Source organism: Anaerofustis stercorihominis (genome assembly GCF_005844425.1).
Taxonomy (GTDB): domain Bacteria; phylum Bacillota; class Clostridia; order Eubacteriales; family Anaerofustaceae; genus Anaerofustis; species Anaerofustis butyriciformans.
The window spans coordinates 1-23,381 of the sequence record NZ_SPHL01000010.1; the positions used below are offsets into that span (position 1 = coordinate 1).

Here is a 23,381-nt window from a genome sequence, read left to right on the forward strand (position 1 = left end):
CTATTTTTTGCTTGTTGAAAAAGCCACTTTGTATATTCTTGTGAAAAGGGTAATTTTTTTGCAAGTTTACCGTGAGTATGTATATCTAAATTCATTTTTTCTCCTTATAAAATAATTAGCTTTGAAAATAAAATACAAACGAATATCCATAAAACAGAAATTATAATAAAATTAATGTCCATTTTAGTTATGCATAATGAAGATAGTTTTAATTTCTTTACATTTTCATTATTCATAGAGTATCTATAACCTTTTATTTCTAAAGCTTCAACTGTTGTTCTTGATTTTTTTGCCATATTAAGCATTAATGGGTAAAATGATAAAATAATTATTTTTATTTGATAAATTAAATATTTTATTTTTCCAATTAGAGTGTTGTTTTGAGGTGGGTTTCCTCTAAGTTTATAAGATAGAAGAATATTTTGAAATTCTTCCATAAGTATAGGTAAAATTCTATATCCAAAAGAAATACTAAAAGAAAGAGTTTCCGGAAATTTAAACCATAAAAGTCCATTTGCAAGCCTATCTGGATCTAAGCCCGAAAAAACTGTTATTGAAGCAAGGGAAACGATTGCTATTTTTAATGTCATTATTAATAATGGGATAATCGTTGTTGTATTTCCACCAAAAAATAAAGCAACAAAAAATAAATATCCTGTTTGAGAAAATACACCAAGGCAAAATAAAAATAAAACTAAAGGTGCGATTTTAGCTAATTTTGTTGTTATGACAACCAAAATAAAAATGCCAAGCAGAATAATTATATTGTTTAAAAACCAAGGTACTATTCCAAAGAAACAATACCAACATAATAAAACTCTTGGATCTAGTTTCGCTATTTTTGTATCATCGTTTCCATATGCGTTTTTTAGAACTTGATTTCTTATATAATCAATAGATATTTTATCTAAAATATTTTCTGATAGTTTGTTTTTCATTTATGCATTACCTCCAAAAGCATTGCAAAATTCATTTATTGTATAACAATTGGATTGTTTGTCAAGCATTTTTGCCATAGAATATATTTGTGGCGGATTTATTCCCATAATATCTGTTACAATGTTATTGGAAAATACTTTATCTTTATTGCCGTCATCTATAATTTGTCCACTTGATAACACAATTATTCTATCTGCCCAGTCACATACAAGTTGCATATCGTGTGTGGCAATAATAACAGTATGAGTGATATCTTTAATATCATTTAATGTTTTCATTATTTCTTTCCTTGTAGCAATATCTAAATTTGCTGTAGGTTCGTCGAGCAATAAAATTGAAGGGTTTAACGCTATTCCTATTGCCAGTGAAGCTCTTCGCATTTGTCCACCTGATAGCATTCTGCCATCTTTGTCTTTTATTTCATTTAAATTAAATCTTTTAAGTAGTTCAATGGTTTTTTGTTTATAATTATCAATATTTCTTGATTTAAGAGCAAAGCTTATATCTTCCTCTATTGAATCTTTAATAAACATTTGTTCAGGGTTTTGGTATACCAGTGAAATTTTTTTTGATAAGTCTTTATAAGGGATATCTTTTATATTTTCTCCATCTATTAAAATATTTCCATTATCTTGTTTTATAAGCCCCATTATAAGCTTCATTATCGTTGATTTTCCAGCTCCATTAGAGCCAATTAAAGCAACTTTTTCATCTTTTTTAATGTTTAAATTCATATATTTCATTATATTGTTTCTTTTACCTTTTACAGCTCTATATGATACATCTATATTTATAAACGAGATAACATCTTTTTTTTCTTTGATTTCATGAAAATTATTTTTATTATTAAATTTATATTTGTAATTTTTAAAGAAATCTAAACCTTCCTCTAATGTTGTTGGAAGTTTTTTTGTATTATTTTTTATTATATTGTTATCAATTAATTTTTTTGCTGCAATGGTGATTTGTGGAGGGAAGATGTTATTATCTTGTAGCTTATATACATCTCTTAGTGCTTCTTTAGCATTTTTTTTCCATAAGATTTCCCCGTCTTTCATCAAAATTGCATTTTTACAATATTGTGCAATAAATTCTGTATGGTGTTCTATTACAATTATTGTCTTATTATATTTTTCATTTAGCATTTTTAATGTATCATATATTTTCTTTGCATTTTGAGGGTCAAGCTGAGCAATTGGCTCATCTAAGATTAAAATATTTGGACTAAGAGAAATTGTTCCAGCCAAGGCAAGAAGATGTTTCTGCCCTCCTGAAAGTTGCCAAATATAATCATTCATATTTTTTTCAAGACCACATAACTTTACTGCTTTTTTACCTTTTTCTTCATAATCTTCATATGCATAATTTAAACATGCATATGATGCTTCATCTAAAACAGTTGGTCTAACTATTTGATTTTCAAAGTCTTGATATACATATCCTACTTTACATGCAAGTTGTCCGATATCTGCCTCTTTTGTATTTGTTTTATCTATAAAAATATCTCCTGTTATATCACCATCGATAAAGTGAGGTATTAATCCATTTAATGTTTTACAAAAAGTTGATTTCCCGCAACCATTGTTACCAATGATTGCAAGGAAATCACCATCTTCAATATTTAGATTAATATTTTTTAATGTAGGTGTTTTTGCAGCAGGATATGTAAATGTTAAATTTTTAATTTCTATCATATCCTTTATTTAACCTCTGTATTTTTCTTTTTCTTCATTGCGAAAAGAGTAATAATTGAAATAATAAAAGCAACGATTATTCCTATAAATATTGAATTTGTATTTCCTGCCCATTCAGCTTCCCATTCAATTAATGCCATGCCGTTTTCTGCAAGAAATTCACTGATAATTGCAAGAATAAAGAATCCTATAGATGATAAAATAATTTTTGGAGAAATGCCTTCAAAAGAAGTTTGAGGATTTCTAGGTCTCATTCCAAGAAGAGGTTCTATTTTTCCATAAAGTTTAGGAGCTAGGAAAATTGTAGGTAACATACAAAATAGTATTCCTGAGAATAGAACGTCATTTAAAAATGCAAATCCTTCTGTAAAGAAGACACTTTCTGGAAGCCCTGCAACAGCTTCAAACTCTTCTATTGCAAATTGAACTTTTAAAATATCAATACAACATCCCATGAATTGTTGTATTATTACACCTGATATTGCAGCTATTGCAACCATTTTTTTGTTTTTGGGATCTTTTACCATTCTTCCTGCAATATAAATACCTATTGCTAGTGTTATAAATTTTTCAAGTTCACCTATTCCTCCAAATTGTCCAAGCATTATTTCACTAAAAACAATTTCTCCTGTTGCTGCACCAAGAGCAACTGGTAAAGGTGAAAAAAGCATTGCCAATGTTAATGGAATAAATAAGAAATATTCAACAGAAATTTCTATTATACCTATTTGAAATGAAGGTATTAGTTCTGTAAATAAAGTGGCAATCCCATATAATGCCATTGATAAAATAAAAATCATTAAATTTTGTGTTTGTTTGTTCATTTTTTTGTTTTCCTCCAAAATATATAAATCTAAAATTATTATAAATATTTTATGTAAAATAATCTTTCTTTTAACGGTAAAAAGAAAGTAAATTTTCATTATGTGTTGATATGAAAAAAATATTTCATAATCCTGTAAAAAAAAAGCACATAAAATGTGCTTTTTTTTATTATTATAATTATTCTGCAAAAGTTTCAAGGGCAAGAGTTATCATATCGTTTAGTTTTGTTTCTCTTTCTTTACTTGATAAGATAGTATCGGTATAAATAAAATGATCACTTACCGTAAAAATTCCAAGAGCTTTTTTATTTAAGGCTGCTGCAACACTATATAAGCCTGCTGCTTCCATTTCCACTCCGAGAATTCCAAGCTCTTTCCATTTCTTCCAACCGTCACTGCCTTGTGCATAGAAGTTGTCGCTTGAAAGAATATTTCCTACCTTTACATCAATATTAAGTTCTTTTGCTTTATTGTAAGTTTTAATAAGCAAATCAAAATCAGCAAGGGGAGCGAAAGTTCCGTCTAAGTGGAACTGAGAAGCAAAGTTTGAATTTGTACTTGCACCTTGTGCTATTAATACATCGTTAACTTTTACATCTTCGCTGTATCCTCCGCAGCTTCCTATTCTTACTATATTTTCAACTCCGTAAAAACTATATAATTCATGAGAATAAATTGATATTGAAGGTATACCCATTCCTGAACCCATTACGGAGATGTTTTTACCTTTATATTGTCCACTATAACCTAGCATTCCTCTTACATTTGTTACTTCTCTTGCATTTTCCAAAAAGTTTTTTGCAATATATTTTGCTCTTAGAGGATCTCCCGGCATTAAAACCGTTTTATAAAAGTCGCCGTCTTTTGCGTTAATATGAGGTGTTGTCATTTTTTATTCCTCCTAAATTCTGTAAACTTCTTTTACTCCGTTAATATTTTTAAGTTTTCTGAATAAATCTTCTAACTCTTTAGTATTATGAACATTTAAACTTATGTTTACAACGGAGCCATATTTTTTGTCTGATGAAGCAGAGAAGCTAGACATATTAAATCCTTCGTTACTTATTATTGTCGAAATTTCGGCGGACAAACCTATTCTGTCATGGGCAGTTATTCTTATATCGGCTTCAAAGGTTTTGTTTTCCTTTAATTCTTCCGTATTCCAAGATACGTTTATAAGTCTTTCTTTGTTGATTGAATTACTTACGTTTATACAATCCGCTCTGTGAATAGATACCCCTCTGTTTTTGGTTATATATCCTACTATATTGTCTCCCGGTACGGGATTGCAGCAATTTGAGAAAAATACGGCAAGATCTGTATACCCTTGAACATTGATTGCATTGCTGTTTTTGCTTTTTTTGTTCTTTACAAGTTTAATTTCTTTTTCTTTTTCTTCGTTTTCAAATTCATCTTTGAAATGTTCTTTTATTCTTTGGAAGACCATTCCGCTTTTAAGTCCGCCGTATCCAATAGCTGAATACAAGTCATCCCAAGTATTTACATTAAAACGTTTTTTTACGAATTCCAAATGACCGTTTGTAGCAATTGTATTAAGAGAGTATCCATCTTTTTTAACTTCTTTTTCAAGGGCTTCTTTTCCTCTAATGATGTTTTCTTCTCTGTCTGCCTTTTTAAAGAAAGATTTTATTTTTGTTTTTGCGTGAGAACTTTTTACGATATTAAGCCAGTCTCTGCTTGGACCTTTAGAGTTTGGAGAAGTTATTATGTTTACTATATCTCCATTTTGAAGTTTATATGTTAAAGGTACCATTTTTCCGTTTACCTTTGCTCCTACACACTGATTTCCTATATCTGAATGGATTCTGTATGCAAAGTCAATAGGGCAGGCTCCGCTTGGGAGCTGAATAACCTTTGAATTTGGAGTAAAAACGAAAACTTCATCTGTAAATAAGTCAAATTTTATTCCTTCCATAAATTCATCGGAGTTTTCGACTTCATTTTCCATTTCCATTAATTCTCTTATCCAAATGAGTCTTTTTTCAAAACTGTCTTCTTTTTTATTTGTTGTTCCTTCTTTGTATTTCCAGTGAGCAGCGATACCGTATTCTGCCGTTCTGTGCATTTCATATGTTCTTATTTGTATTTCGAAAGGTTCGGAGCCTTTTGTGAATACAGTTGTATGCAAAGATTGATACATATTTGGTTTTGGCATTGCTATATAATCTTTAAATCTTCCGGGCATTGGGTTCCATAGTGTATGAGCCATACCAAGAACTCCGTAACAGTCTTTTACTGTTTTAACTAGAACCCTTATTGCAAATAAATCATATATTTCTTCAAAGGCTTTTCCTTTTTTCATTTTTCTGTAAATTGAATAAAAATGTTTAGGTCTTCCTTCTATTTTTGCTTCGATGTCGGATTCTTTTAAAACCTTACCTAACATATATTTAACATTATCTATAAAAGCTTCTCTTTCTTCTCTTTTTAGTGCAACTTTTCTTGCTATGTCGTGATATGCTTCAGGGTCAAGGTAAAGAAGAGCCAAGTCTTCAAGTTCCCATTTTATTTTAGAGATACCAAGACGATGGGCAATAGGTGCATAAATATCAAGAGTTTCTCTTGCTTTTTGTTTTTGTTTATCCGGTCTCATGGCTGATAGAGTACGCATATTATGAAGTCTATCGGCTAATTTTATTATAACGACCCTTATGTCGTTAGCCATTGCTATAACCATTTTCCTTAGATTTTCGGCTTCTCTTTGTTCTTTTGTTATAAATTGAAGTTTGCCTATTTTTGTAACTCCGTCAACTAAATTTGCTATTGTTTGATTAAAGTTTGTTTTTATCATTTCATAACTTGCAGGAGTATCTTCTATAACATCGTGGAGAATTGCCGCACAAATGGTATCCGTATCCATGTGTAAATCCGTTAAAATAAAAGCTACTTCAAGAGGGTGAGATATATAAGGTTCCCCTGAGTATCTTGTTTGATTTTTATGTGCATCTTTTGCAAGCAAATAAGCTCTTTCTATGATTTCAAAATTTGCATCTTTTGAATATTCTCTTATACTGTTTTCAAGTTTTCTAAGAAGTTCCATAGGCATCCTCCCAACCGACTAAACATTACATGTTTAGTCCTTTTTTGTTATCTTTTATAATAACACAAAGTGAGCATCTGTTCAACTTTATTTAATGTAAAATAAACCTACAGATTAAATATTTATTTAGTATATAATTGATTTTAAAGGGTATATTTGGTAATATAAATTATTATAGCTTTTTATTTAAGGAGAGTGTGATAAATGAGTAAAAAACCATATTATATTTCAACAGCAATCGCCTATACATCAGGTAAACCTCATATTGGAAATACTTATGAAATTGTATTGGCGGATAGTATAGCAAGATATAAAAGAATGACTGGATATGATGTTTATTTCCAAACAGGAACAGATGAACACGGTCAGAAAATAGAAACAAAGGCGAATGAAGCCGGAATTTCACCAAAAGAATTTGTAGATAACGTATCAGGCGAAATTCATAGAATTTGGGATATTATGAATACAAGCTATGATAAATTTATCAGAACTACAGATCCTTATCATGAAAAGAAAGTTCAACAAATATTTAAAAAATTATATGAAAAAGGGGATATATATAAAGGCGTATATGAAGGAATGTACTGTGAACCATGCGAATCTTTCTTTACAGAAAGTCAGCTTGTTGACGGAAAATGTCCTGACTGCGGAAGAGAAGTTACTTATGAAAAAGAAGAAGCTTATTTCTTCAAATTAAGCAAATACGCTGACAGATTAATGGAATATATAGATTCTCACCCTGAATTTATTCAACCTGAATCAAGAAAAAATGAAATGGTTAATAACTTCTTAAAACCCGGACTTAAAGATTTATGTGTATCAAGAACAAGTTTTAAATGGGGTATACCTGTTGATTTTGATGAAGGTCATATTGTATATGTTTGGATTGATGCTCTTTCAAACTATATTACATTCCTTGGATATGATGTTGATGGAAACCATGAAGATACATTTAAGAAATACTGGCCTGCAGATGTTCATTTAATTGGTAAAGATATTTTAAGATTCCATACAATATACTGGCCTATAATGCTTATGGCTCTTGATATCCCTCTTCCAAAACAAATTTTTGGACATCCTTGGTTACTTCTTGGTGAAGGTAAAATGAGTAAATCAAAAGGTAATGTTATTTATGCTGATGACCTTGTAGATGTATTTGGTGTTGACAGTGTAAGATATTATCTTTTAAGAGAAATGCCTTTTGCTCAAGACGGTACACTAACTTACGAACAACTTATTGACAGAGTTAACGGAGAACTTGTAAATATATTAGGTAACCTTGTAAACAGAACTTTAGCAATGAGTAAAAAATACTTTGATGGTAAAGTTACAAATCCTAATGTTAAAGAAGATGTTGATGATGATTTAATTAAACACGTTACAGATACACCAAGACTTGTTGAAGAAAAAATGAATGAATTAAAAGTTGCTGATGCAATTAATTTAATTATTGCTCTTGCAAGAAGAAGTAATAAATATATTGATGAAACAATGCCTTGGGTACTTGCTAAAGATGAAAGCAAAGCAGACAGATTAAAAACTGTTTTATATAATCTTTTAGAATCAATAAGAGTTATCGGTATTTTAATTACACCTTTCTTGCCTCAAACAGGTGAAAATATCATTAAAATGTTAAATACAAAAAATGATTCTTATGAAAGTGTGTTAAGTTTTAGTGGTTTAGAAGAAGACATAGTTTTAAATGAATCATTTGTATTATTTAACAGACTTGATCCAAAAGAAATTATGAAACAAGTTGGTAAAGAAGAAAAACAAGAAAAGAAAAAAGATAAAAAAGAAAATAAAAAAGCAAAGAAAGAAGAACAAGAAAATACAGAAATTACCATTGATGATTTTGCAAAAGTTAAGTTAAGAACGGGTAAAATAGTAAGTGCAAGAAAACATCCTAATGCTGATAAATTATTGGTATTTGAAGTAATGGTTGGAGAAGAAAAAAGACAGATTGTTTCAGGTATTGCAAAATTCTTTACCCCTGAAGAAGTTGTAGGTAAAAATGTTGTAGTAGTAGCAAACTTAAAACCTGCAAAACTTAGAGGTGAAGTTTCTGAGGGAATGTTACTTCTTGCGGAAGATAAAGACGGAAAGCTTACTTTTGTATCTCCTGAAGAAGATATTGAAAGTGGATTAGAGGTTAGATAATTTATATGGCTTATAAAGATTATACTTTACAAGATTTTGTTAATAAAACGTACAGCAAAGACCCTGCTCCCGGAGGGGGCGGGGTCTGTTCCTTATGTGGCTCTTTAGGTGTGGCATTGTCGGGAATGGTTTCTAATTTTACGACAGGAAAGAAAAAGTATGCACAGTATGAAGAGGATATTCAAAAAATAATAAAAGATGCAAAGAGACTTCAAGAACGATTTTTATCTTTGATAGATGAAGATGAAGAGAATTTTATACCTTTGTCAAAAGCATATGGTTTAAAAGCAGAAAGTGATGAAGAAAAGAAATTTAAAGATGATGAAATTTCAAGATGTTCCGTTATTGCATGTAAGGTACCAATAGAGATTATAGATATTTCCTATGAAGCAATATTACTTCATAAAGAACTTTTAACAAAAGGTTCTGTGTTGTTAATAAGTGATGTTGGAGTAGGAGTTGAATGCTTAAGAACAGCTTTAAAAGGTGCTTACTTGAATGTATTGATAAACATGAAAACAATAAAAGATTCTTCTTTTATAGAAAAAAATTTGAAAGAATGTAAAGATAAAGTTGATAGTGGCTTAATTTTGTGCGACGAAGTATATGATAAAGTTTTGGATAGACTAAATATAGGAGAATAAAAAATGACAAAGAAATTGCTTGGCAGCAAAGTTGTAAATGAAATAATAATAAACAGCAAAAAAGAATGTAATGAGTTAAAGGAACAAGGAATAAATCCTCAAATAGCAGTTATTAGGGTTGGAAATAATTCTAGTGATATTTCATATGAAAAAAGTATAATGAATTTCATGGAAAAAGCTGACATATCCGTAAAATCAATAGTATTAGATGAGAATATTAAGGAAGAAGAATTCATTAATATATTAAAGGAAGTAAACGAAGATGAAAGTATAAATGCAATTTTGGTATTTAGACCTCTTCCTGATCAGATTGATGAAGATAAAATAAAATATATAATTTCTCCAAGTAAAGATATTGACTGTTTCTCTCCTGTAAATATGGCAAAACTTTTTATTTCAGATACAAGTGGTTTTTATCCTTGTACACCTCTTGGAGTTATGGAAATGTTAGATTATTACAGAATAAATCCAGAAGGGAAAGAAGTTGTAATTGTAGGTAGAAGTCTTGTTGTAGGAAAACCTTTAAGTATGATGCTTTTAGACAGACATGCTACTCTTACGATTTGTCATTCAAGAACAAAAAACTTAAAAGAAGTATGTAAAAAAGCTGATATTTTAATTGTTGCTGTTGGAAGAGCAAATATGGTAGATAAAGAATATATTAAAAAAGATGCTGTTGTTATAGATGTAGGAATTAATTTTTATGATGGTAAATTGACAGGTGATGTTGATTATGAAAGTGCAAGTGAAGTTGCAGGTATGATTACTCCTGTTCCAGGCGGAGTAGGAAGTGTAACAACGGCTTGTCTTGTTAAAAATGTTTTAAAAGCATGTAAACAAAAAAACGGATAATTTATCCGTTTTTTTTATCTTGAATATTTTTTTCTTTTTCTTACAAATGTAGATGGATCCATATTTAAACTTGCCGCTGCCTGTCTTACATTTTTATATTTTTCATAAGCCTTATTTATATATGCAAGTTCAATTTGTTCTATAAGTTCTTTTAAATTGTCTGTTTTAGGAAGTTTAAAATCTTTTATAATGTCTTTATTATATTTAGGAAAGTTTAAATCTTTTGTCGTTACTACATTATCAGAAAGTATTAATCCTCTTTCTACTACATTTCTTAGTTCTCTTATGTTTCCTTTCCATTCCTGTTCTTTTAAAAATTCAAGTGCTTCCTTTGAAAATGATTTGTTAAAGCCATATTTTTTATTAAATGTATCTTTAAATAAATTTATAAGAGAGATAATATCTTCTTTTCTTTCTTTTAAAGGCGGAATATATATAGGGAATACCATTAGTCTATAATATAAATCTTTTCTAAATAGTTTCTTTTCCACAAGTTGTTCAAGGTCTGCATTAGTTGCGGCTATTATTCTAACATTAACTTTTATGGATTTTGTTCCCCCGACTCTTTCTATTTCTCTTTCTTGAATAACTCTTAAAAGTTTCACTTGTAATGAAAGAGGAAGTTCTCCAACTTCATCTAAAAACACTGTTCCGTTATTAGCCGCCTCAAATATTCCTGCTTTTCCTTTTTTGTCTGCTCCTGTAAATGATCCTTTCTCATATCCAAAAAGTTCACTTTCCGCAAGAGATGGGGATATAGCACCACAGTTGACTTTTATAAAAGGTTCATTTTTTCTGTTACTGTTATTTAAAATATAATTTGCAAAAAGTTCTTTACCTACTCCTGTTTGTCCAATAAGCATTACCGTTGTGTCAAGGTCTGCAACTTTTTTTGCAATATTTAAAACTTGCTTTGAATTTTCATCAACACAAATAATCTTTTCATTTTCTTTAAAATCAGTTGATTCTATATTTTTATTTTCGTTTTTTAAGAAGCTGTTTTTTTCTACTTCTTTTTTTAATTTGTAAATTTCCGTTAAATCTCTTACGTTTGTTACAACCATTATTATATTACCCTTTTTGTCAAAAACAGGGGAGCTTGTTATTAGCGCTTTTTTCCCAGTTTTAAATTCTTGTTGAAGGGTTATTGGTTCTTTTTTTTGAAGAGCCAAGACCGAACCTGATATGGATATGACATTATTTTTTATAAGGTCAATCATGTTTTTACCTAAAACTTCTTCTTTTTTTAAGCCTGTAATTACCTCATAAGATTTATTTACTTTTATTGTATTTGCTTTATTATCTGTTATATAAATACCGTCAAATGAGTTTTCTATTATTGCATCAAGTCTTTCATTTGCTTCTTGAAGATTATTAAATATATTATTTTCCATTTTACACCTCGTATATAATTGTATTTTACTATGCATGTTGCAAGAATGCAACAATCTATTTTTAGTAATATAAGCAATAAATATATTTGAAAAAAATATAATTGTTTTATATAATTTGGTAGAGGTAGAGTTATGTTAAAAGATGATAAAATAATAGAAATAGAAAAAGTTTTAAATGATAAAGTTCGTCCTTATTTAAAAAATCACGGCGGTAATGTTGTTATAAAGGAATATAAAGAAGGAATACTGAAAGTAAAATTAATAGGTCAATGTGCAAACTGTGTAAGTGCAAAGACAACAAATGAAGAACTTATAAAATATAACTTATTAAAAGAAATACCAAGCATAAAAGATGTAATTCTTGTTGAGGGAGTAAATGACGAACTTCTTGATTTTGCAAAAAATTTTCTAAAAGGGAAATAAAATGAACGTATATTTAAAATACTGTGGCGGCTGCAATGAAACATATAACAGGGTTAGTGAAGTGGAAAAATTAAAAAAGGAATTCCCTGATTTTTGTTTTTATTATGATGATAATCACATTTGTGATATTGCGCTTATTGTATGCGGATGTAATAATGCTTGCGTTTGTATGGATAAAATAAAAATTGAAAATAAATATATTTTAAAGGATAAAGAAGATTTTTATAAAATAAAATCTGTTTTATTAAATAAATTACAAGGGAATTGATTATGGGTGAACTTAGAAAAATACCAGGTGTAGGGAAGAAAACAGAAAAAGATTTAATAATGTTAGGGTATAAAAATATTGAGTCCTTAAAAGGAGAAGATCCTGAAAAATATATTTAAAGGAATGTGAACAAAAAGGCTGTAAAGTTGACAGGTGTCAGCTTTATGTATATAGATGTGCTGTGTATTATGCGAACGAAGGAAAAGATAGAGAGAATAAAAAGTGGTGGGATTTTAAAGATAAATAATACTAGTATTTGACATATTATGTTGTCAGTGGTAAAATATTGTGAAATCAAAATAATACAAATAAGCTAGGGGAGCCTATGGGCTGAGAGAACTATTCGTGTTTACCCTTACTACTTGATCCGGGTTATGCCGGCGTAAGGAAGCTAAATATTTTCTTAACCCCTCCTATGTTTATAAAAGGAGGTATTTTTATGTCAATTTTTGTATCATCTACACCTGACGGTTATATGCCAACAACAATAGGATATATAACTTTAGCAGTTTTACTTATTGCTATTTTGGTTATAGGTGTATATTTATCAAAATCAAATAAGAAAGAAAAACAAAAAAGTATCAGTACAAAAAAAATGGTTTTTTGTGCAATGATTATTGCTCTTGGAACAGTAGCATCAATGCTTAAAGTATATGAGTTTCCATTTGGAGGTTCCGTAACTTTATGTAGTATGTTATTCGTATGTTTGGCGGGTTATTTTTTTGGTCCTGCAACAGGTATTTTAACAGGTGCTGCATATGGTATTTTGCAACTGATTATTGAACCTTACATAGTTTTTCCTTTGCAGGTTATCGTTGATTATTTACTTGCTTTTGGGGCTCTTGGTTTATCCGGAATATTTTATAAATCAAAAAACGGTTTATTAAAGGGATATATAGTTGGTGTTATCGGAAGATATATTTTTGCAGTTCTTTCAGGTTTTATATTTTTTGCTGAATATGCTTGGGCAGGCTGGTCGCCACTTGCTTATTCTTTGGTATATAACGGAATATATATAGGAGCTGAAGCAATTCTTACAATTATTGTAATTTCAATACCGGCTGTAAAAAAAGGATTTGAAAGAGTTAAAAATAATATTTAAGGAAGAAGTGTTTTACTTCTTCTTTTTTATTATTAAGGAGTGCTTTTTGAACTTTGTAATATATTTATAATTTAGTTTTTAGTGTTATAATTATTTTAATATAGTTTGGAGGAATGTTATGAGTATAGGACAAAGAATAGCACGTGAAAGAAGAAATCTTAATTTAACACAAGAACAGCTTTCAGAAAAACTTGGAGTATCAAGACAAACAGTTTCAAAATGGGAGCAGGATATTATTTTAGTTGGGACAAATAAGCTTATAGAACTTTGTGATATACTTGAGGTAAGTATAGATTATTTATTAACAGGTGAAGAAAAAAATAATAAGCTTGAAGTAAAAAACGGAGAAAAAGGGCTTGAAATAGACTGGACTAAAGTTTATCCTATTTTAACTAAATATCAAGATGAAATAGATATGGATTACTATTTGTCTCATTTTGAGAATATGATAAAAGAAGCTATGAAAAAATATGATTATTCTCTTGAAGATGCTGTGCTTGTTTTAAAAGATGTATTTTATAAAGCATTTTTAAATATTGAAAAAAAAGAAAAGGACTGTTAAACAGTCCTTTTTTATTCATCATATATTGGGGTAACTAAAGGTTTTCCGTCTTTGTTTAGTAAAGGGGTAAGTCCTCCTGCATTACCATCAAAATGGAATAAATAATTTACTCCTGTTTCTCTGTCAACCCAAATTTCATTACCTTTTATTGTTCCTTCACTATGAACTTTTATGAATCTTTTTTTCATTGTTATTTATTGCTTCTTCTCCAGATGTTCATTTTTTCTGCTTCTTTAATAAGTTCTTCTCTGAAGTCAGGATGAGCAACACTGATTAAAGCTTCAGCTTTTTGCCATGTAGAAAGTCCTTTTAAGTTTACTTTACCATATTCTGTTACAACATAGTGAGTATTTGCTCTTGTATCTGTAACTACTGAACCAGGGTGAAGTGTTGGTAAGATACGAGATTTTAATTCACCTTGTTTGTTTTTGAATGTAGAAGATAAGCAGATAAAGCTTTTACCTCCTTTTGATAAGTAAGCACCAAGAACGAAGTCAAGTTGTCCGCCTGCTCCAGAAATTTGTTTTGTTCCTGAAGATTCAGAGCTTACTTGTCCGAATAAGTCAATATCAACAGCATTGTTGATTGAGATGAAGTTATCATGTTCAGAGATAACTCTTACATCGTTTGTATAATCAACAGGAACTGACATACATTCTGGGTTGTCATTTAAGTAATCATATAATTTTTTTGTACCTGCTGCGAATGCATATGTTTGACGGAATCTGTTTAAGTTCTTTTTAGAACCATTGATTTTGCCTGCGTTTGCAATATCAACAAAACCGTCTACAAACATTTCTGTATGAACACCAAGGTCTTTTAAGTCTGATTCTGCGATTAAAGAACCAACTGCGTTTGGCATTCCACCGATACCAAGTTGTAAACAAGCTCCATTAGGGATTTCTTCAACGATTAGTTTTGCAACTGTTTTATCAACGTCTGTTGCAGCTCCGCCGCCACCCATTTCAGCCATTGGAGGGTTGTCTCCTTCAATAATCATGTCTACATTTGAGATATGAACTGCAGATTCAAATCCGCCTAAACATCTTGGTACATTTTCGTTTACTTCAACAATAATTTTTTTTGCTGTTTCGCATACAGCCATTAAGTGTGAAGCACTTGGTCCAAAACTAAAGTATCCATGGTTATCCATTGGAGAAACTTGCATAATAGCAACATCTGCTCCTGGAGTATTTCCATCTCTATAGTATCTTGGAAGTTCTGAGTAACGAATTGGAGAATAGAATGAAAATCCTTTTGCTACAGCTTTTCTTTCAATTCCGCCCATATGCCAAGAGTTCCATGTGAAATGATCTTTTGCATCTTCAAGTTTGAAGATTTCAGGTTCCCACATTAAGATACCGCCTCTTACGTTTACGTCTTTTAAGTTAGGCATTAATTTTGCTAATTCTTTGTCGAATGCAACAGGAGTTGTTGCTGTCCAACCGTAATCAATCCAATCGCCTGATTTTACTGTTTTTGCTGCTTGTTCAGCACTTACTAATTTTTGTTCATATTCTTTTTTATAATCCATATTAGTATCCTCTCGTTTATTTGAATTATATATATTTTATCATTAATAACTATTAAGGGTCAATAGCTTAAAGTTTTAAATCAGTAAAAAATTACTTATTTTTTTCTCATTTTATTTCTTATTCTTATATCTGAACTGATAAAATGTAAATATTTAAAATTACTTACTATCCTTGAATATATTCTTGATTTGTATTTATCGCTTATTTCATTGAGATTAAGATTTGTTGTTATTATCATTTTTTTATTGTAAGTGATTCTATAATCAATTAATTTTAATATTTCATTGTTAACATATTCACTTTGGGTTTCTATTCCAAGGTCATCAAGAATTAATAAATCTGCATTTAATATATTTTGTTTATCTTCTTCTAAAGATGGATTAGAGAAATTTTTTATTGCATCTTCAAATTCTCTTGCAGTTAAACAAACAACACTATATCCTTTTTTTAATAAAACCTTTCCTGTTGCAGCTGCAAGAAAAGTCTTTCCACTTCCAACTTTACCTGACATTAGTAAACCTATGTTATTATTACTGTCATTAAATTCATTTATAAACCTTAAAGATTGTTGTTTATTTTTTAAAATATTTTCCCTTGGTGATATTTCTCCTTTTTTTGATTCATTAGTAAATAGATTTTCATTAAATTCTTCAAAGCTTCCCTTTCTAAAAAGTAAAGGGTGAGGTTTTACATTAAAATGTAAAAATTCTTTTAAGCAATCACACATATGTCCGTTTATATATCCTGTATCTTTGCATTTATTACAGTCGTATTTTACCTCCAAGAAATTTTCATCAAAACCCTTTTTTATTAATTCTTCTCTTAATTGATTATTTAGTTTTGTTTCTTTTTCTTTGTATTTTTCACTACTTAGATTACCAAGACAAGCGCTTATTCCAAGTTCGTTAATTTCGTTAAGGATTTTCTTTATTTTAGGATAATTTTGTTTTACATAATCTATTTTTCTTTCTAATTCTTTTTCTTTTAAATGTCTTTTATTGTTAAAATCAATCATTTTTTTTTCATTAATATTCATGATTAATCCTCACTCATCATTTTTATAATATCTTCTTCATTATAATATTCATAATCAAGATCTGCTTGTATCGTTTCTTTTGTACTTGAAGGTTTATTATATTGTTTATTGCTGTTTTGAGGTTTTGTGTTTTTATCTTTGTTTATATACATGCTATAAATTACACTATCAACATATTTAAAGCTTGGTTTGTTTGTTGCAATGGTTTCGTCACAGGCTTTTAAAATTTGTTCCATGCTTAATTTATATTCATCAAGCCATTTATCCACAAGATTTTCTTCAGGTTTTGTAATAAATGTTCCTCTTGTATTAAGTCCAAGATATTTAAATATTTTTTGATATTCTTGATATCTTTTATCGCTTTTGTTAAATTCCATTGCGGCTTCGTCAAAGGTTTTTATTCCTTTTGAGTGGAAGTCCATTGCCACTGCATTCCAATATTTTCTTTGTTTTATTTTCCTTTTAATAAGACATGTATTTACTATTAATTTAACGGTTTCTGTACTAAAAGAATAATCTTCCATCCAGTCAGAGAACATTTCCATTTCTTGATGTGATATCGGTCTTCCAAGTCCACCTTCCTCAATGGAAGCTTCAAATTCTTTACTAAGTTCGTCAAATAAACTTTGTTTTTTGGTGTTATATTCTATTGTTTCGCTGTAAGAACCGTTTTTCTTGAATTTTTCAGGAGTAAATATCATGGTAGAGATATTTTTATATTGGATGACATAGTTTCTTTTATCTGTATGAATAAAAGTTAAAACTTGTTTTTCATGCCAATATTTAAACGCTTTTACTACATCACCTTCACTCATTCCAAGAGTGTTTGCGATTTTTTTATTTGAAGGCATTTCGGCAATTGAGCTTTGTGTACATTTTAGTCCATATAAATATACTTTGACATAATCTCCTCTTGCCATTGGCATAAAGTGGTTTATAAAAATATTTTCTACTATTGTTACACCTATATCATCGTTGTTGTTTATAAATTCAAATCTATTCATTTAAAATTTCTCCAAAATAAAGTAAAACAATTATAGCATATTTTGTAACTTTAGTGTAGAATATAATATGTATTTTAATTTTACGAGGTAGTAAATGATTAGTAATTTAAAAGTTAGCGATAAGGTATTCGATAATTTTATTTTAAAGAGCGTTATGCTTAGAAAGACAAGAACAGGTAAAGATTATCTTGATATAATCCTTAAAGATAAAAGCGGTGAAATTGCCGCAAAATTATGGAATGTGGAAGAAGGTCAAAAGGATAGTTTTAAAGCCGGTGATGTTGTAAAAGTAAGCGGAGAAGTAGACAGCTTTGGTTCAAATCCTCAAGTTAAGATTGAACATATTGAAAAAGTTAAATTGAACGATGAAGAAATGAATAAGCTTGTTGAAGCCGCTCCTTTGAATGCTGATAAGATGTTTGAAGAAATTATTTTAACTATAAATAATTTCAAAAATAAGGATATTAAACTTATCACAAAGACTTTAATTGATAAGTATGAATACAAATTTAAAACATATCCTGCGGCAAAATCTTTTCATCATGCAATGAAAAGTGGACTATTATTTCATACTTTCACAATGCTTACAAATGCAAAAAAACTTAGTGCTACATATACATTTTTAAATACGGATTTGCTTTTTGCAGGCGTTATACTTCATGATATATGTAAAACAGAAGAAATGGAATGTAATGATTTGGGAGTTGTTGAAAGTTATACAAAAGACGGACAACTTCTTGGACATATAATTCAGTGCATTTGTGAAATAGATAATGTAAGCAGAAACTTAAATATTGAAAGCGAAGTTCCGCTTTTGCTTAAACATATGGTTCTTTCACATCATTATCATCCTGAGTTTGGTTCTCCTAAATACCCTATGATACCAGAAGCAGAAATGCTTCATTATCTTGATATTTTGGATTCAAGAATGAATCAAATGCAAACTGCTTTTAATGCTACAAAAGAAAATGAATTCTCAAGCAGGGTAAGAATGCTTGATAACAGAAACATATATCACTATAATATAGAAGATACAAAGGAGGAATAATATGAGTGTACAACTTGCGGCTTCATTAGTTATATTTTGCATAGGATATTTCGGTATGCTTGCAATAAAAGTTATAGGATTTTCAAAAAACAATAAAAAATTAGGAAAGATGGTTTATGCAGCACCAAAAGGGCTTGGTAATACTGATTGTAAATGGCAGATTTTATATTTGATTTTGGTAATTGCCGCTATATTGGTTCTTGATATGTTCGGTTTGTTAAATGCTACAATATTCTTTTATTGCATGGGACTAATTGGCGTTTATTTTGGGTTTGCAACTTATTCTATTTTTATGTGTATACTTGGAGGAAGAGGTCTTTATCAATATGGTGTAAGGTCAATGACAGGTGCGTTGGTATATGAAAAAATAGATTCATACGAAATTTTACAAAGAAAAGGACATAAAGGTCTATCATTAAAGGTAAAACCTAAATCGGGAATGTTAAACGCAACTCAAATTATGTTTTTAGATTATGAAGATAAAGACGATGTTGATAAAATTCTAAGAGTTAATGTAGGAGTACAAGGCAAACCTGCAAACTATTATGGTGTAAGACCTAATAAGAAAAAAAGAGGAAAAAGAAGAAAATAACATTATAAAACCATGTCTATTAGGCATGGTTTTAATTTATTTTACAAAATATATTCTTTAATTTAAAAGAATATAGCTTTTTAAAAATCTGTATGATATAATTTAAAAGTTATACGGGAAATATTTATAAATTTTTAGGAAATATTTTAAAGAGGTAAATTATGTTTAAAGAAGATACAATTGCTGCTATTGCAACTCCTTCAGGTTATGGTGGGGTTTCCATAATAAGAATAAGCGGTAGCGAAGCTTTTGATGTTACAGATAAAATATTTAAAATGAAAAATAAAACCATACATGATGTTAATAAAAACACCATAAATTATGGGCATATAATAGATCCAAAAACAAATGAAGTCGTTGACGAAGTTTTGGTATCAAAAATGTGTGCGCCACATTCTTTTACGGCAGAAGATGTAATTGAAATAAACTGTCATGGAGGTATGAGCGTGACTTCAAGAGTTTTAGCATTGGTTTTGGAAAACGGAGCAAGACTTGCCGAAGCAGGAGAGTTTACAAAGAGAGCTTTCTTAAATGGTAGAATAGACTTGGTTCAAGCTGAGGCAATAAGTGATTTGATTATGGCTAAAACAAACAGTTTTGCAAAAAGTGCCATGAATTCTTTAAAAGGGGATTTATCGGAAAAAATAGATGAAATAAAGGCAGATATTACAAATATGCTTGCAAGGCTTGAAGTAACCATACAGTATCCCGAATACGATGAAGAAGATTTAACGGATAATGAAATTGTTGATTTAATAGAAAAAATGTCTTTTAAACTAAAGAAAATTATATCAACTTTTGAAAAAGGCGAAATTCTTAAAGAGGGGATAAAAGTTGCCATAATAGGAAAACCAAATGTAGGGAAATCTCAACTTTTGAATGCCCTTATAAACGAAAATAAAGCAATTGTAACCGATGAGGCAGGAACAACAAGGGATATCGTTGATGAAGTTGTAAATATAAAAGGTGTTCCTGTTAAATTCATTGATACAGCCGGAATAAGAAATGCCGATAATAAAGTTGAGCAAATAGGAATAGATAAGTCTATATCAATGCTCGAAGATAGTAATATAATATTATTTTGCATAGATTCTTCCCGTGCTTTAGATAGTGAAGATATAGAAATAATAAAAATGCTTCCTGAAAATAAAGATATAATTGTTGTTTTAAACAAAATGGATTTAGATGTAAATAACGAAACAATAAATGCTTTTGAAAATTATAAAACAATAGAAATATCTGCGCTAAAACAAGAGGGGATAGAAAAAATCGAAAAAGCAATTTATGATATAGCCAAAGTAAATGATAATGACGAAGTTGGAGAAATCCTTGTAAGTAACGTAAGACATAAAAATCTTTTACTTGGAGCAAAAGAAGATTTTGATCATGCCATAGAGATGGTTCACTCCGGATTAGAAGTGGATTTGGTTGAAATAGATATAAATGCTGCTCTTTCAAAATTGGGAGAAATTACCGGAGAAACCACAAGTGAAGATATTATAGATGAAATATTTAAGAATTTCTGTTTAGGAAAGTAGAGGTAAATATGAGTTTTTTAGCTGGAGAATATGAAGTAATAGTTATCGGTGCCGGTCATGCAGGCTGTGAAGCTGCTCTTGCAAGTGCAAGAAAAGGAAGCAAGACTCTTCTTTTAACATTGAATTTGGAAGCTCTTGCAATGATGCCTTGTAACCCTTCAATAGGCGGTACGGGGAAAGGACATTTGGTAAGAGAAATAGATGCCTTAGGCGGTGAAATGGGTAAAAATATAGATAAAACTTTTATCCAAATCAAAACTTTAAATACTGCAAAAGGTGTAGCCGTACAGTCTTTGAGGGCACAAGCCGATAAAAAAAGATATCAGGAAGAAATGAAATTTGTTATAGAAAATACTGATAATCTTGATTTGAAACAGCAAGAAGCCGTTGATATTTTAACAGAAGACGGAAAAGTAAAAGGTATTGTTACAAATACAGGTGCAATATATTACACAAAAGCAATTGTTCTTTGTTCAGGAACATACTTAAAAGGAAGAATAATCATAGGTGATGTAAGTTATTCTGGAGGTCCTAACGGTATATTTGCTGCAAATAAGTTAAGTGACAGCTTGAAAAATTTAGGTTTTAAATTATTAAGATTAAAAACAGGAACTCCTGCCAGAGTAAATAGAAGAAGTATTGATTTTTCAAAAATGGAAATTCAATATGGAGATAAAGAAATAACACCTTTTTCTTTTGAGAATGAAGGTAAAGATATTGAATTTGATGAACAACCTTGTTATCTTGCTTATACTAACAAAAATACACATGATGTAATAAAAGCAAACCTTCACCGTTCTCCTTTATACAGTGGAAACATAAAAGGTGTAGGTCCAAGATACTGTCCAAGTATCGAAGATAAAATCGTTAGATTTGCAGATAAAGAAAAACATCAGCTATTTGTAGAGCCTGAAGGGTTAAATACAAATGAAATGTATCTTCAAGGGATGAGTTCTTCTTTACCTGAAGATGTTCAAGTTGCTTTTTTAAGAACTATTAAAGGACTTGAAAATGTTGAGATAATGAGAGTTGCTTATGCAATAGAATATGATGCAATAGAACCTACGCAAATAAGCCTTTCTCTTGAAAGTAAAGTACTTGAAGGTTTCTTTACAGCCGGACAAATAAACGGTACAAGCGGATATGAAGAAGCTGCGGCACAAGGTATAATAGCAGGAATAAATGCTTCTAATTATGTTCAGGAAAAAGAACCTTTAGTTCTTGACAGAGCAAGTAGTTATATAGGTGTATTGATTGATGATATTACAACAAAAGGAACGAAAGAACCTTACAGAATGTTTACCTCAAGGGTTGAATATAGATTATTATTAAGACAAGATAATGCGGATTTAAGGCTTACTCCTTATGGTTATGAACAAGGTCTTATAAGTGAAGAAAGATATAATAATTTAATAAAATATAAAAATGCCGTTGAAGGTGAAAAAGAGAGATTAAAAGGAATTAAAATAACTCCTAACAAGGAAAATAATCAAAAACTCGTTGAAATTGGAACAACTCCATTAAGAAATGCCGTTACTTTATATGATTTGATTAAAAGACCTGATCTTTCATATAAGGATACGATTGTTTTTGATGAAAACAGACCGGCTCTTTCTAAGAGAATTTGTGAGCAGGTAGAGATTCAAATAAAATATGAAGATTATATTTTAAAACAACAGGCAAGCATTGAAAAATTCAAATCGATGGAAAAGAAATTATTGCCTGATGATATAGATTATAATGAAATAAAGAATTTAAGATTGGAAGCAAGACAAAAGCTTGAAGATATAAGACCAAAAAATTTAGGTCAGGCTTCAAGGATATCAGGAGTTTCTCCTGCTGATATAAATGTGCTTTTAATCGAGCTTGCAAAAAATACCAAAAGGGGAGAATAAAGTGTCAGATAAAAATATAAAAGAAATTAATATAGAATCAATCAAAGCAAATAAAGAGCAACCAAGAAAATATTTTGATGAAGAAAGTATAAACGAACTTGCCGAATCAATAAAAAGTTTAGGTATAATTCAGCCTATTACCGTAAGAGAAAGTGAAGATGGTTTATATGAGGTTGTAAGCGGAGAAAGAAGATTAAGAGCCGCTAAGATTGCAGGATTAGAGAATATTCCTTGCATTATTGCTAATATAAACAATGAAGAAAATGATTTAATAGCTTTAATTGAAAACATTCAAAGAGAAGACTTGAATTTTTATGAAGAAGCATTAAGTTATAAAAAGATAATGAGCGAATATGGTATCAGTCAAGAGGCATTATCAAAAAAAATAGGGAAAAAACAGTCTACAATATCAAATTTAGTAAGACTTTTAAACCTTGATGAAGAGGTTTTGGAAATAATAATAAAAAACAATCTTACTCAGCGTCATGCAAGATGTCTTTTATCTCTTCCTGATAGAAAAATGAGAGTAAAGGCTGCAAAGGAAATGGCTAAAAAAGATTTAAATGTTAAAAATTCAGAGCTTTTGGTTGAAAGATTAAAACAGGAAGTTATTGTTAATTCTTCAAAGACAAACGTAAAGAATATTTTTAATTATAAAATATACACAAATACCATAAAACAGGCTTATAAAAGTATTTTTAATACAGGGCTTGACTGTGATTATAAAGAAAAAGATTATGATGACAGAATTGAAGTTGTCATAACAATTCCTAAAAAATAAAGCATACTCAGTATGCTTTTTTTAGTTAA

Annotated in this window: 22 protein-coding genes, 1 pseudogene and 1 riboswitch; of the genes and pseudogenes, 13 read left to right on the top strand and 10 right to left on the bottom strand. The window is 29.7% G+C overall.

The window, feature by feature from the left end:
* Positions 1–104: 104 nt before the first annotated feature.
* From FGQ49_RS04145 to FGQ49_RS04165, 5 genes are all read right to left on the bottom strand, one after another.
* Entirely contained in the window at positions 105–938 is an 834-nt protein-coding gene (locus tag FGQ49_RS04145; RefSeq protein WP_138268619.1) for an energy-coupling factor transporter transmembrane component T family protein, read from the bottom strand.
* Entirely contained in the window at positions 939–2,633 is a 1,695-nt protein-coding gene (locus tag FGQ49_RS04150; protein ID WP_138268620.1) for an ABC transporter ATP-binding protein, read from the bottom strand.
* 5 nt (positions 2,634–2,638) lie between these two features.
* Positions 2,639–3,457: a cell division protein FtsQ gene (locus FGQ49_RS04155; protein ID WP_138268621.1), complete on the bottom strand. Its 819-nt coding sequence runs from the start codon at positions 3,455–3,457 to the stop codon at positions 2,639–2,641.
* Between the two features lie 178 nt (positions 3,458–3,635).
* On the bottom strand, positions 3,636–4,346 hold the full coding sequence (gene deoD, locus FGQ49_RS04160; protein WP_138268622.1) for a purine-nucleoside phosphorylase: 711 nt from the start codon (positions 4,344–4,346) through the stop codon (positions 3,636–3,638).
* Positions 4,347–4,358: 12 nt separating this feature from the next.
* Positions 4,359–6,518, bottom strand: coding sequence for a RelA/SpoT family protein (locus FGQ49_RS04165; protein ID WP_138268623.1), 2,160 nt, complete (start codon positions 6,516–6,518; stop codon positions 4,359–4,361).
* Between the two features lie 204 nt (positions 6,519–6,722).
* Between FGQ49_RS04165 and metG the strand changes: the two genes are divergently transcribed.
* The 3 genes from metG to FGQ49_RS04180 are packed head-to-tail and all read left to right on the top strand — an operon-like array spanning position 6,723 to position 10,174.
* Positions 6,723–8,678: a methionine--tRNA ligase gene (gene metG, locus FGQ49_RS04170; protein ID WP_138268624.1), complete on the top strand. Its 1,956-nt coding sequence runs from the start codon at positions 6,723–6,725 to the stop codon at positions 8,676–8,678.
* 5 nt (positions 8,679–8,683) lie between these two features.
* Positions 8,684–9,322: a cyclodeaminase/cyclohydrolase family protein gene (locus FGQ49_RS04175; protein ID WP_138268625.1), complete on the top strand. Its 639-nt coding sequence runs from the start codon at positions 8,684–8,686 to the stop codon at positions 9,320–9,322.
* A 3-nt stretch (positions 9,323–9,325) separates the two neighbouring features.
* Positions 9,326–10,174 (top strand): bifunctional 5,10-methylenetetrahydrofolate dehydrogenase/5,10-methenyltetrahydrofolate cyclohydrolase, encoded by an 849-nt coding sequence (locus FGQ49_RS04180; protein WP_138268626.1) that lies wholly within the window; start codon positions 9,326–9,328, stop codon positions 10,172–10,174.
* A 14-nt stretch (positions 10,175–10,188) separates the two neighbouring features.
* Here the strand turns inward: FGQ49_RS04180 and FGQ49_RS04185 are convergent, their stop codons facing one another.
* Entirely contained in the window at positions 10,189–11,568 is a 1,380-nt protein-coding gene (locus FGQ49_RS04185; RefSeq protein WP_138268627.1) for a sigma-54 interaction domain-containing protein, read from the bottom strand.
* Between the two features lie 132 nt (positions 11,569–11,700).
* Here FGQ49_RS04185 and FGQ49_RS04190 point away from each other — a divergent pair, with 132 nt between their 5' ends.
* The 5 genes and pseudogenes from FGQ49_RS04190 to FGQ49_RS04210 all read left to right on the top strand — a co-directional run bounded on the left by FGQ49_RS04190 (position 11,701) and on the right by FGQ49_RS04210 (position 13,923).
* The gene (locus FGQ49_RS04190) at positions 11,701–11,991 is read left to right on the top strand and encodes a NifU family protein (protein WP_138268628.1); all 291 of its coding nucleotides are present in this window, start codon (positions 11,701–11,703) and stop codon (positions 11,989–11,991) included.
* A gap of 1 nt (position 11,992) precedes the next feature.
* Positions 11,993–12,259 (top strand): hypothetical protein, encoded by a 267-nt coding sequence (locus FGQ49_RS04195; protein ID WP_138268629.1) that lies wholly within the window; start codon positions 11,993–11,995, stop codon positions 12,257–12,259.
* 59 nt (positions 12,260–12,318) lie between these two features.
* Positions 12,319–12,506, top strand: a pseudogene (locus tag FGQ49_RS04200) (helix-hairpin-helix domain-containing protein).
* 58 nt (positions 12,507–12,564) lie between these two features.
* Positions 12,565–12,665, top strand: a riboswitch (TPP riboswitch).
* Positions 12,666–12,698: 33 nt separating this feature from the next.
* Positions 12,699–13,361: an energy-coupled thiamine transporter ThiT gene (locus tag FGQ49_RS04205; RefSeq protein ID WP_138268630.1), complete on the top strand. Its 663-nt coding sequence runs from the start codon at positions 12,699–12,701 to the stop codon at positions 13,359–13,361.
* Positions 13,362–13,479: 118 nt separating this feature from the next.
* Complete coding sequence (locus FGQ49_RS04210) at positions 13,480–13,923, top strand: helix-turn-helix domain-containing protein (protein ID WP_138268631.1); 444 nt, start codon at positions 13,480–13,482, stop codon at positions 13,921–13,923.
* An 11-nt stretch (positions 13,924–13,934) separates the two neighbouring features.
* Here FGQ49_RS04210 and FGQ49_RS04215 read toward each other — a convergent pair whose 3' ends face one another.
* From FGQ49_RS04215 to FGQ49_RS04230, 4 genes are all read right to left on the bottom strand, one after another.
* Positions 13,935–14,111: a DUF6440 family protein gene (locus FGQ49_RS04215; protein ID WP_138268632.1), complete on the bottom strand. Its 177-nt coding sequence runs from the start codon at positions 14,109–14,111 to the stop codon at positions 13,935–13,937.
* 2 nt (positions 14,112–14,113) lie between these two features.
* The gene (locus FGQ49_RS04220; RefSeq protein WP_138268633.1) at positions 14,114–15,457 is read right to left on the bottom strand and encodes a butyryl-CoA:acetate CoA-transferase; all 1,344 of its coding nucleotides are present in this window, start codon (positions 15,455–15,457) and stop codon (positions 14,114–14,116) included.
* A 95-nt stretch (positions 15,458–15,552) separates the two neighbouring features.
* Entirely contained in the window at positions 15,553–16,494 is a 942-nt protein-coding gene (locus FGQ49_RS04225; RefSeq protein ID WP_138268634.1) for an ATP-binding protein, read from the bottom strand.
* Positions 16,495–16,496: 2 nt separating this feature from the next.
* Positions 16,497–17,498, bottom strand: coding sequence for a DnaD domain protein (locus FGQ49_RS04230; protein ID WP_138268635.1), 1,002 nt, complete (start codon positions 17,496–17,498; stop codon positions 16,497–16,499).
* Positions 17,499–17,592: 94 nt separating this feature from the next.
* Here FGQ49_RS04230 and FGQ49_RS04235 point away from each other — a divergent pair, with 94 nt between their 5' ends.
* From FGQ49_RS04235 to FGQ49_RS04255, 5 genes are all read left to right on the top strand, one after another.
* The gene (locus FGQ49_RS04235; RefSeq protein ID WP_138268636.1) at positions 17,593–18,546 is read left to right on the top strand and encodes a 3'-5' exoribonuclease YhaM family protein; all 954 of its coding nucleotides are present in this window, start codon (positions 17,593–17,595) and stop codon (positions 18,544–18,546) included.
* A gap of 1 nt (position 18,547) precedes the next feature.
* Entirely contained in the window at positions 18,548–19,138 is a 591-nt protein-coding gene (locus FGQ49_RS04240; protein ID WP_138268637.1) for a hypothetical protein, read from the top strand.
* Positions 19,139–19,299: 161 nt separating this feature from the next.
* Positions 19,300–20,676, top strand: coding sequence for a tRNA uridine-5-carboxymethylaminomethyl(34) synthesis GTPase MnmE (gene mnmE, locus FGQ49_RS04245; protein WP_138268638.1), 1,377 nt, complete (start codon positions 19,300–19,302; stop codon positions 20,674–20,676).
* An 8-nt stretch (positions 20,677–20,684) separates the two neighbouring features.
* A complete protein-coding gene (gene mnmG / locus FGQ49_RS04250) occupies positions 20,685–22,571 on the top strand; it encodes a tRNA uridine-5-carboxymethylaminomethyl(34) synthesis enzyme MnmG (protein ID WP_138268639.1) in 1,887 nt (628 codons plus the stop codon).
* Position 22,572: 1 nt separating this feature from the next.
* Positions 22,573–23,352: a ParB/RepB/Spo0J family partition protein gene (locus FGQ49_RS04255; protein WP_243112217.1), complete on the top strand. Its 780-nt coding sequence runs from the start codon at positions 22,573–22,575 to the stop codon at positions 23,350–23,352.
* Positions 23,353–23,381: the final 29 nt, after the last annotated feature.

What these genes read in the sequence shown, in the direction of transcription:
- FGQ49_RS04145 (WP_138268619.1), bottom strand. Translation starts at nt 938, where the DNA reads ATGAAAAACAAACTATCAGAAAATATTTTAGATAAAATATCTATTGAT.
- FGQ49_RS04150 (WP_138268620.1), bottom strand. Translation starts at nt 2,633, where the DNA reads ATGATAGAAATTAAAAATTTAACATTTACATATCCTGCTGCAAAAACA.
- FGQ49_RS04155 (WP_138268621.1), bottom strand. Translation starts at nt 3,457, where the DNA reads ATGAACAAACAAACACAAAATTTAATGATTTTTATTTTATCAATGGCA.
- deoD (WP_138268622.1), bottom strand. Translation starts at nt 4,346, where the DNA reads ATGACAACACCTCATATTAACGCAAAAGACGGCGACTTTTATAAAACG.
- FGQ49_RS04165 (WP_138268623.1), bottom strand. Translation starts at nt 6,518, where the DNA reads ATGGAACTTCTTAGAAAACTTGAAAACAGTATAAGAGAATATTCAAAA.
- metG (WP_138268624.1), top strand. Translation starts at nt 6,723, where the DNA reads ATGAGTAAAAAACCATATTATATTTCAACAGCAATCGCCTATACATCA.
- FGQ49_RS04175 (WP_138268625.1), top strand. Translation starts at nt 8,684, where the DNA reads ATGGCTTATAAAGATTATACTTTACAAGATTTTGTTAATAAAACGTAC.
- FGQ49_RS04180 (WP_138268626.1), top strand. Translation starts at nt 9,326, where the DNA reads ATGACAAAGAAATTGCTTGGCAGCAAAGTTGTAAATGAAATAATAATA.
- FGQ49_RS04185 (WP_138268627.1), bottom strand. Translation starts at nt 11,568, where the DNA reads ATGGAAAATAATATATTTAATAATCTTCAAGAAGCAAATGAAAGACTT.
- FGQ49_RS04190 (WP_138268628.1), top strand. Translation starts at nt 11,701, where the DNA reads ATGTTAAAAGATGATAAAATAATAGAAATAGAAAAAGTTTTAAATGAT.
- FGQ49_RS04195 (WP_138268629.1), top strand. Translation starts at nt 11,993, where the DNA reads ATGAACGTATATTTAAAATACTGTGGCGGCTGCAATGAAACATATAAC.
- FGQ49_RS04205 (WP_138268630.1), top strand. Translation starts at nt 12,699, where the DNA reads ATGTCAATTTTTGTATCATCTACACCTGACGGTTATATGCCAACAACA.
- FGQ49_RS04210 (WP_138268631.1), top strand. Translation starts at nt 13,480, where the DNA reads ATGAGTATAGGACAAAGAATAGCACGTGAAAGAAGAAATCTTAATTTA.
- FGQ49_RS04215 (WP_138268632.1), bottom strand. Translation starts at nt 14,111, where the DNA reads ATGAAAAAAAGATTCATAAAAGTTCATAGTGAAGGAACAATAAAAGGT.
- FGQ49_RS04220 (WP_138268633.1), bottom strand. Translation starts at nt 15,457, where the DNA reads ATGGATTATAAAAAAGAATATGAACAAAAATTAGTAAGTGCTGAACAA.
- FGQ49_RS04225 (WP_138268634.1), bottom strand. Translation starts at nt 16,494, where the DNA reads ATGAATATTAATGAAAAAAAAATGATTGATTTTAACAATAAAAGACAT.
- FGQ49_RS04230 (WP_138268635.1), bottom strand. Translation starts at nt 17,498, where the DNA reads ATGAATAGATTTGAATTTATAAACAACAACGATGATATAGGTGTAACA.
- FGQ49_RS04235 (WP_138268636.1), top strand. Translation starts at nt 17,593, where the DNA reads ATGATTAGTAATTTAAAAGTTAGCGATAAGGTATTCGATAATTTTATT.
- FGQ49_RS04240 (WP_138268637.1), top strand. Translation starts at nt 18,548, where the DNA reads ATGAGTGTACAACTTGCGGCTTCATTAGTTATATTTTGCATAGGATAT.
- mnmE (WP_138268638.1), top strand. Translation starts at nt 19,300, where the DNA reads ATGTTTAAAGAAGATACAATTGCTGCTATTGCAACTCCTTCAGGTTAT.
- mnmG (WP_138268639.1), top strand. Translation starts at nt 20,685, where the DNA reads ATGAGTTTTTTAGCTGGAGAATATGAAGTAATAGTTATCGGTGCCGGT.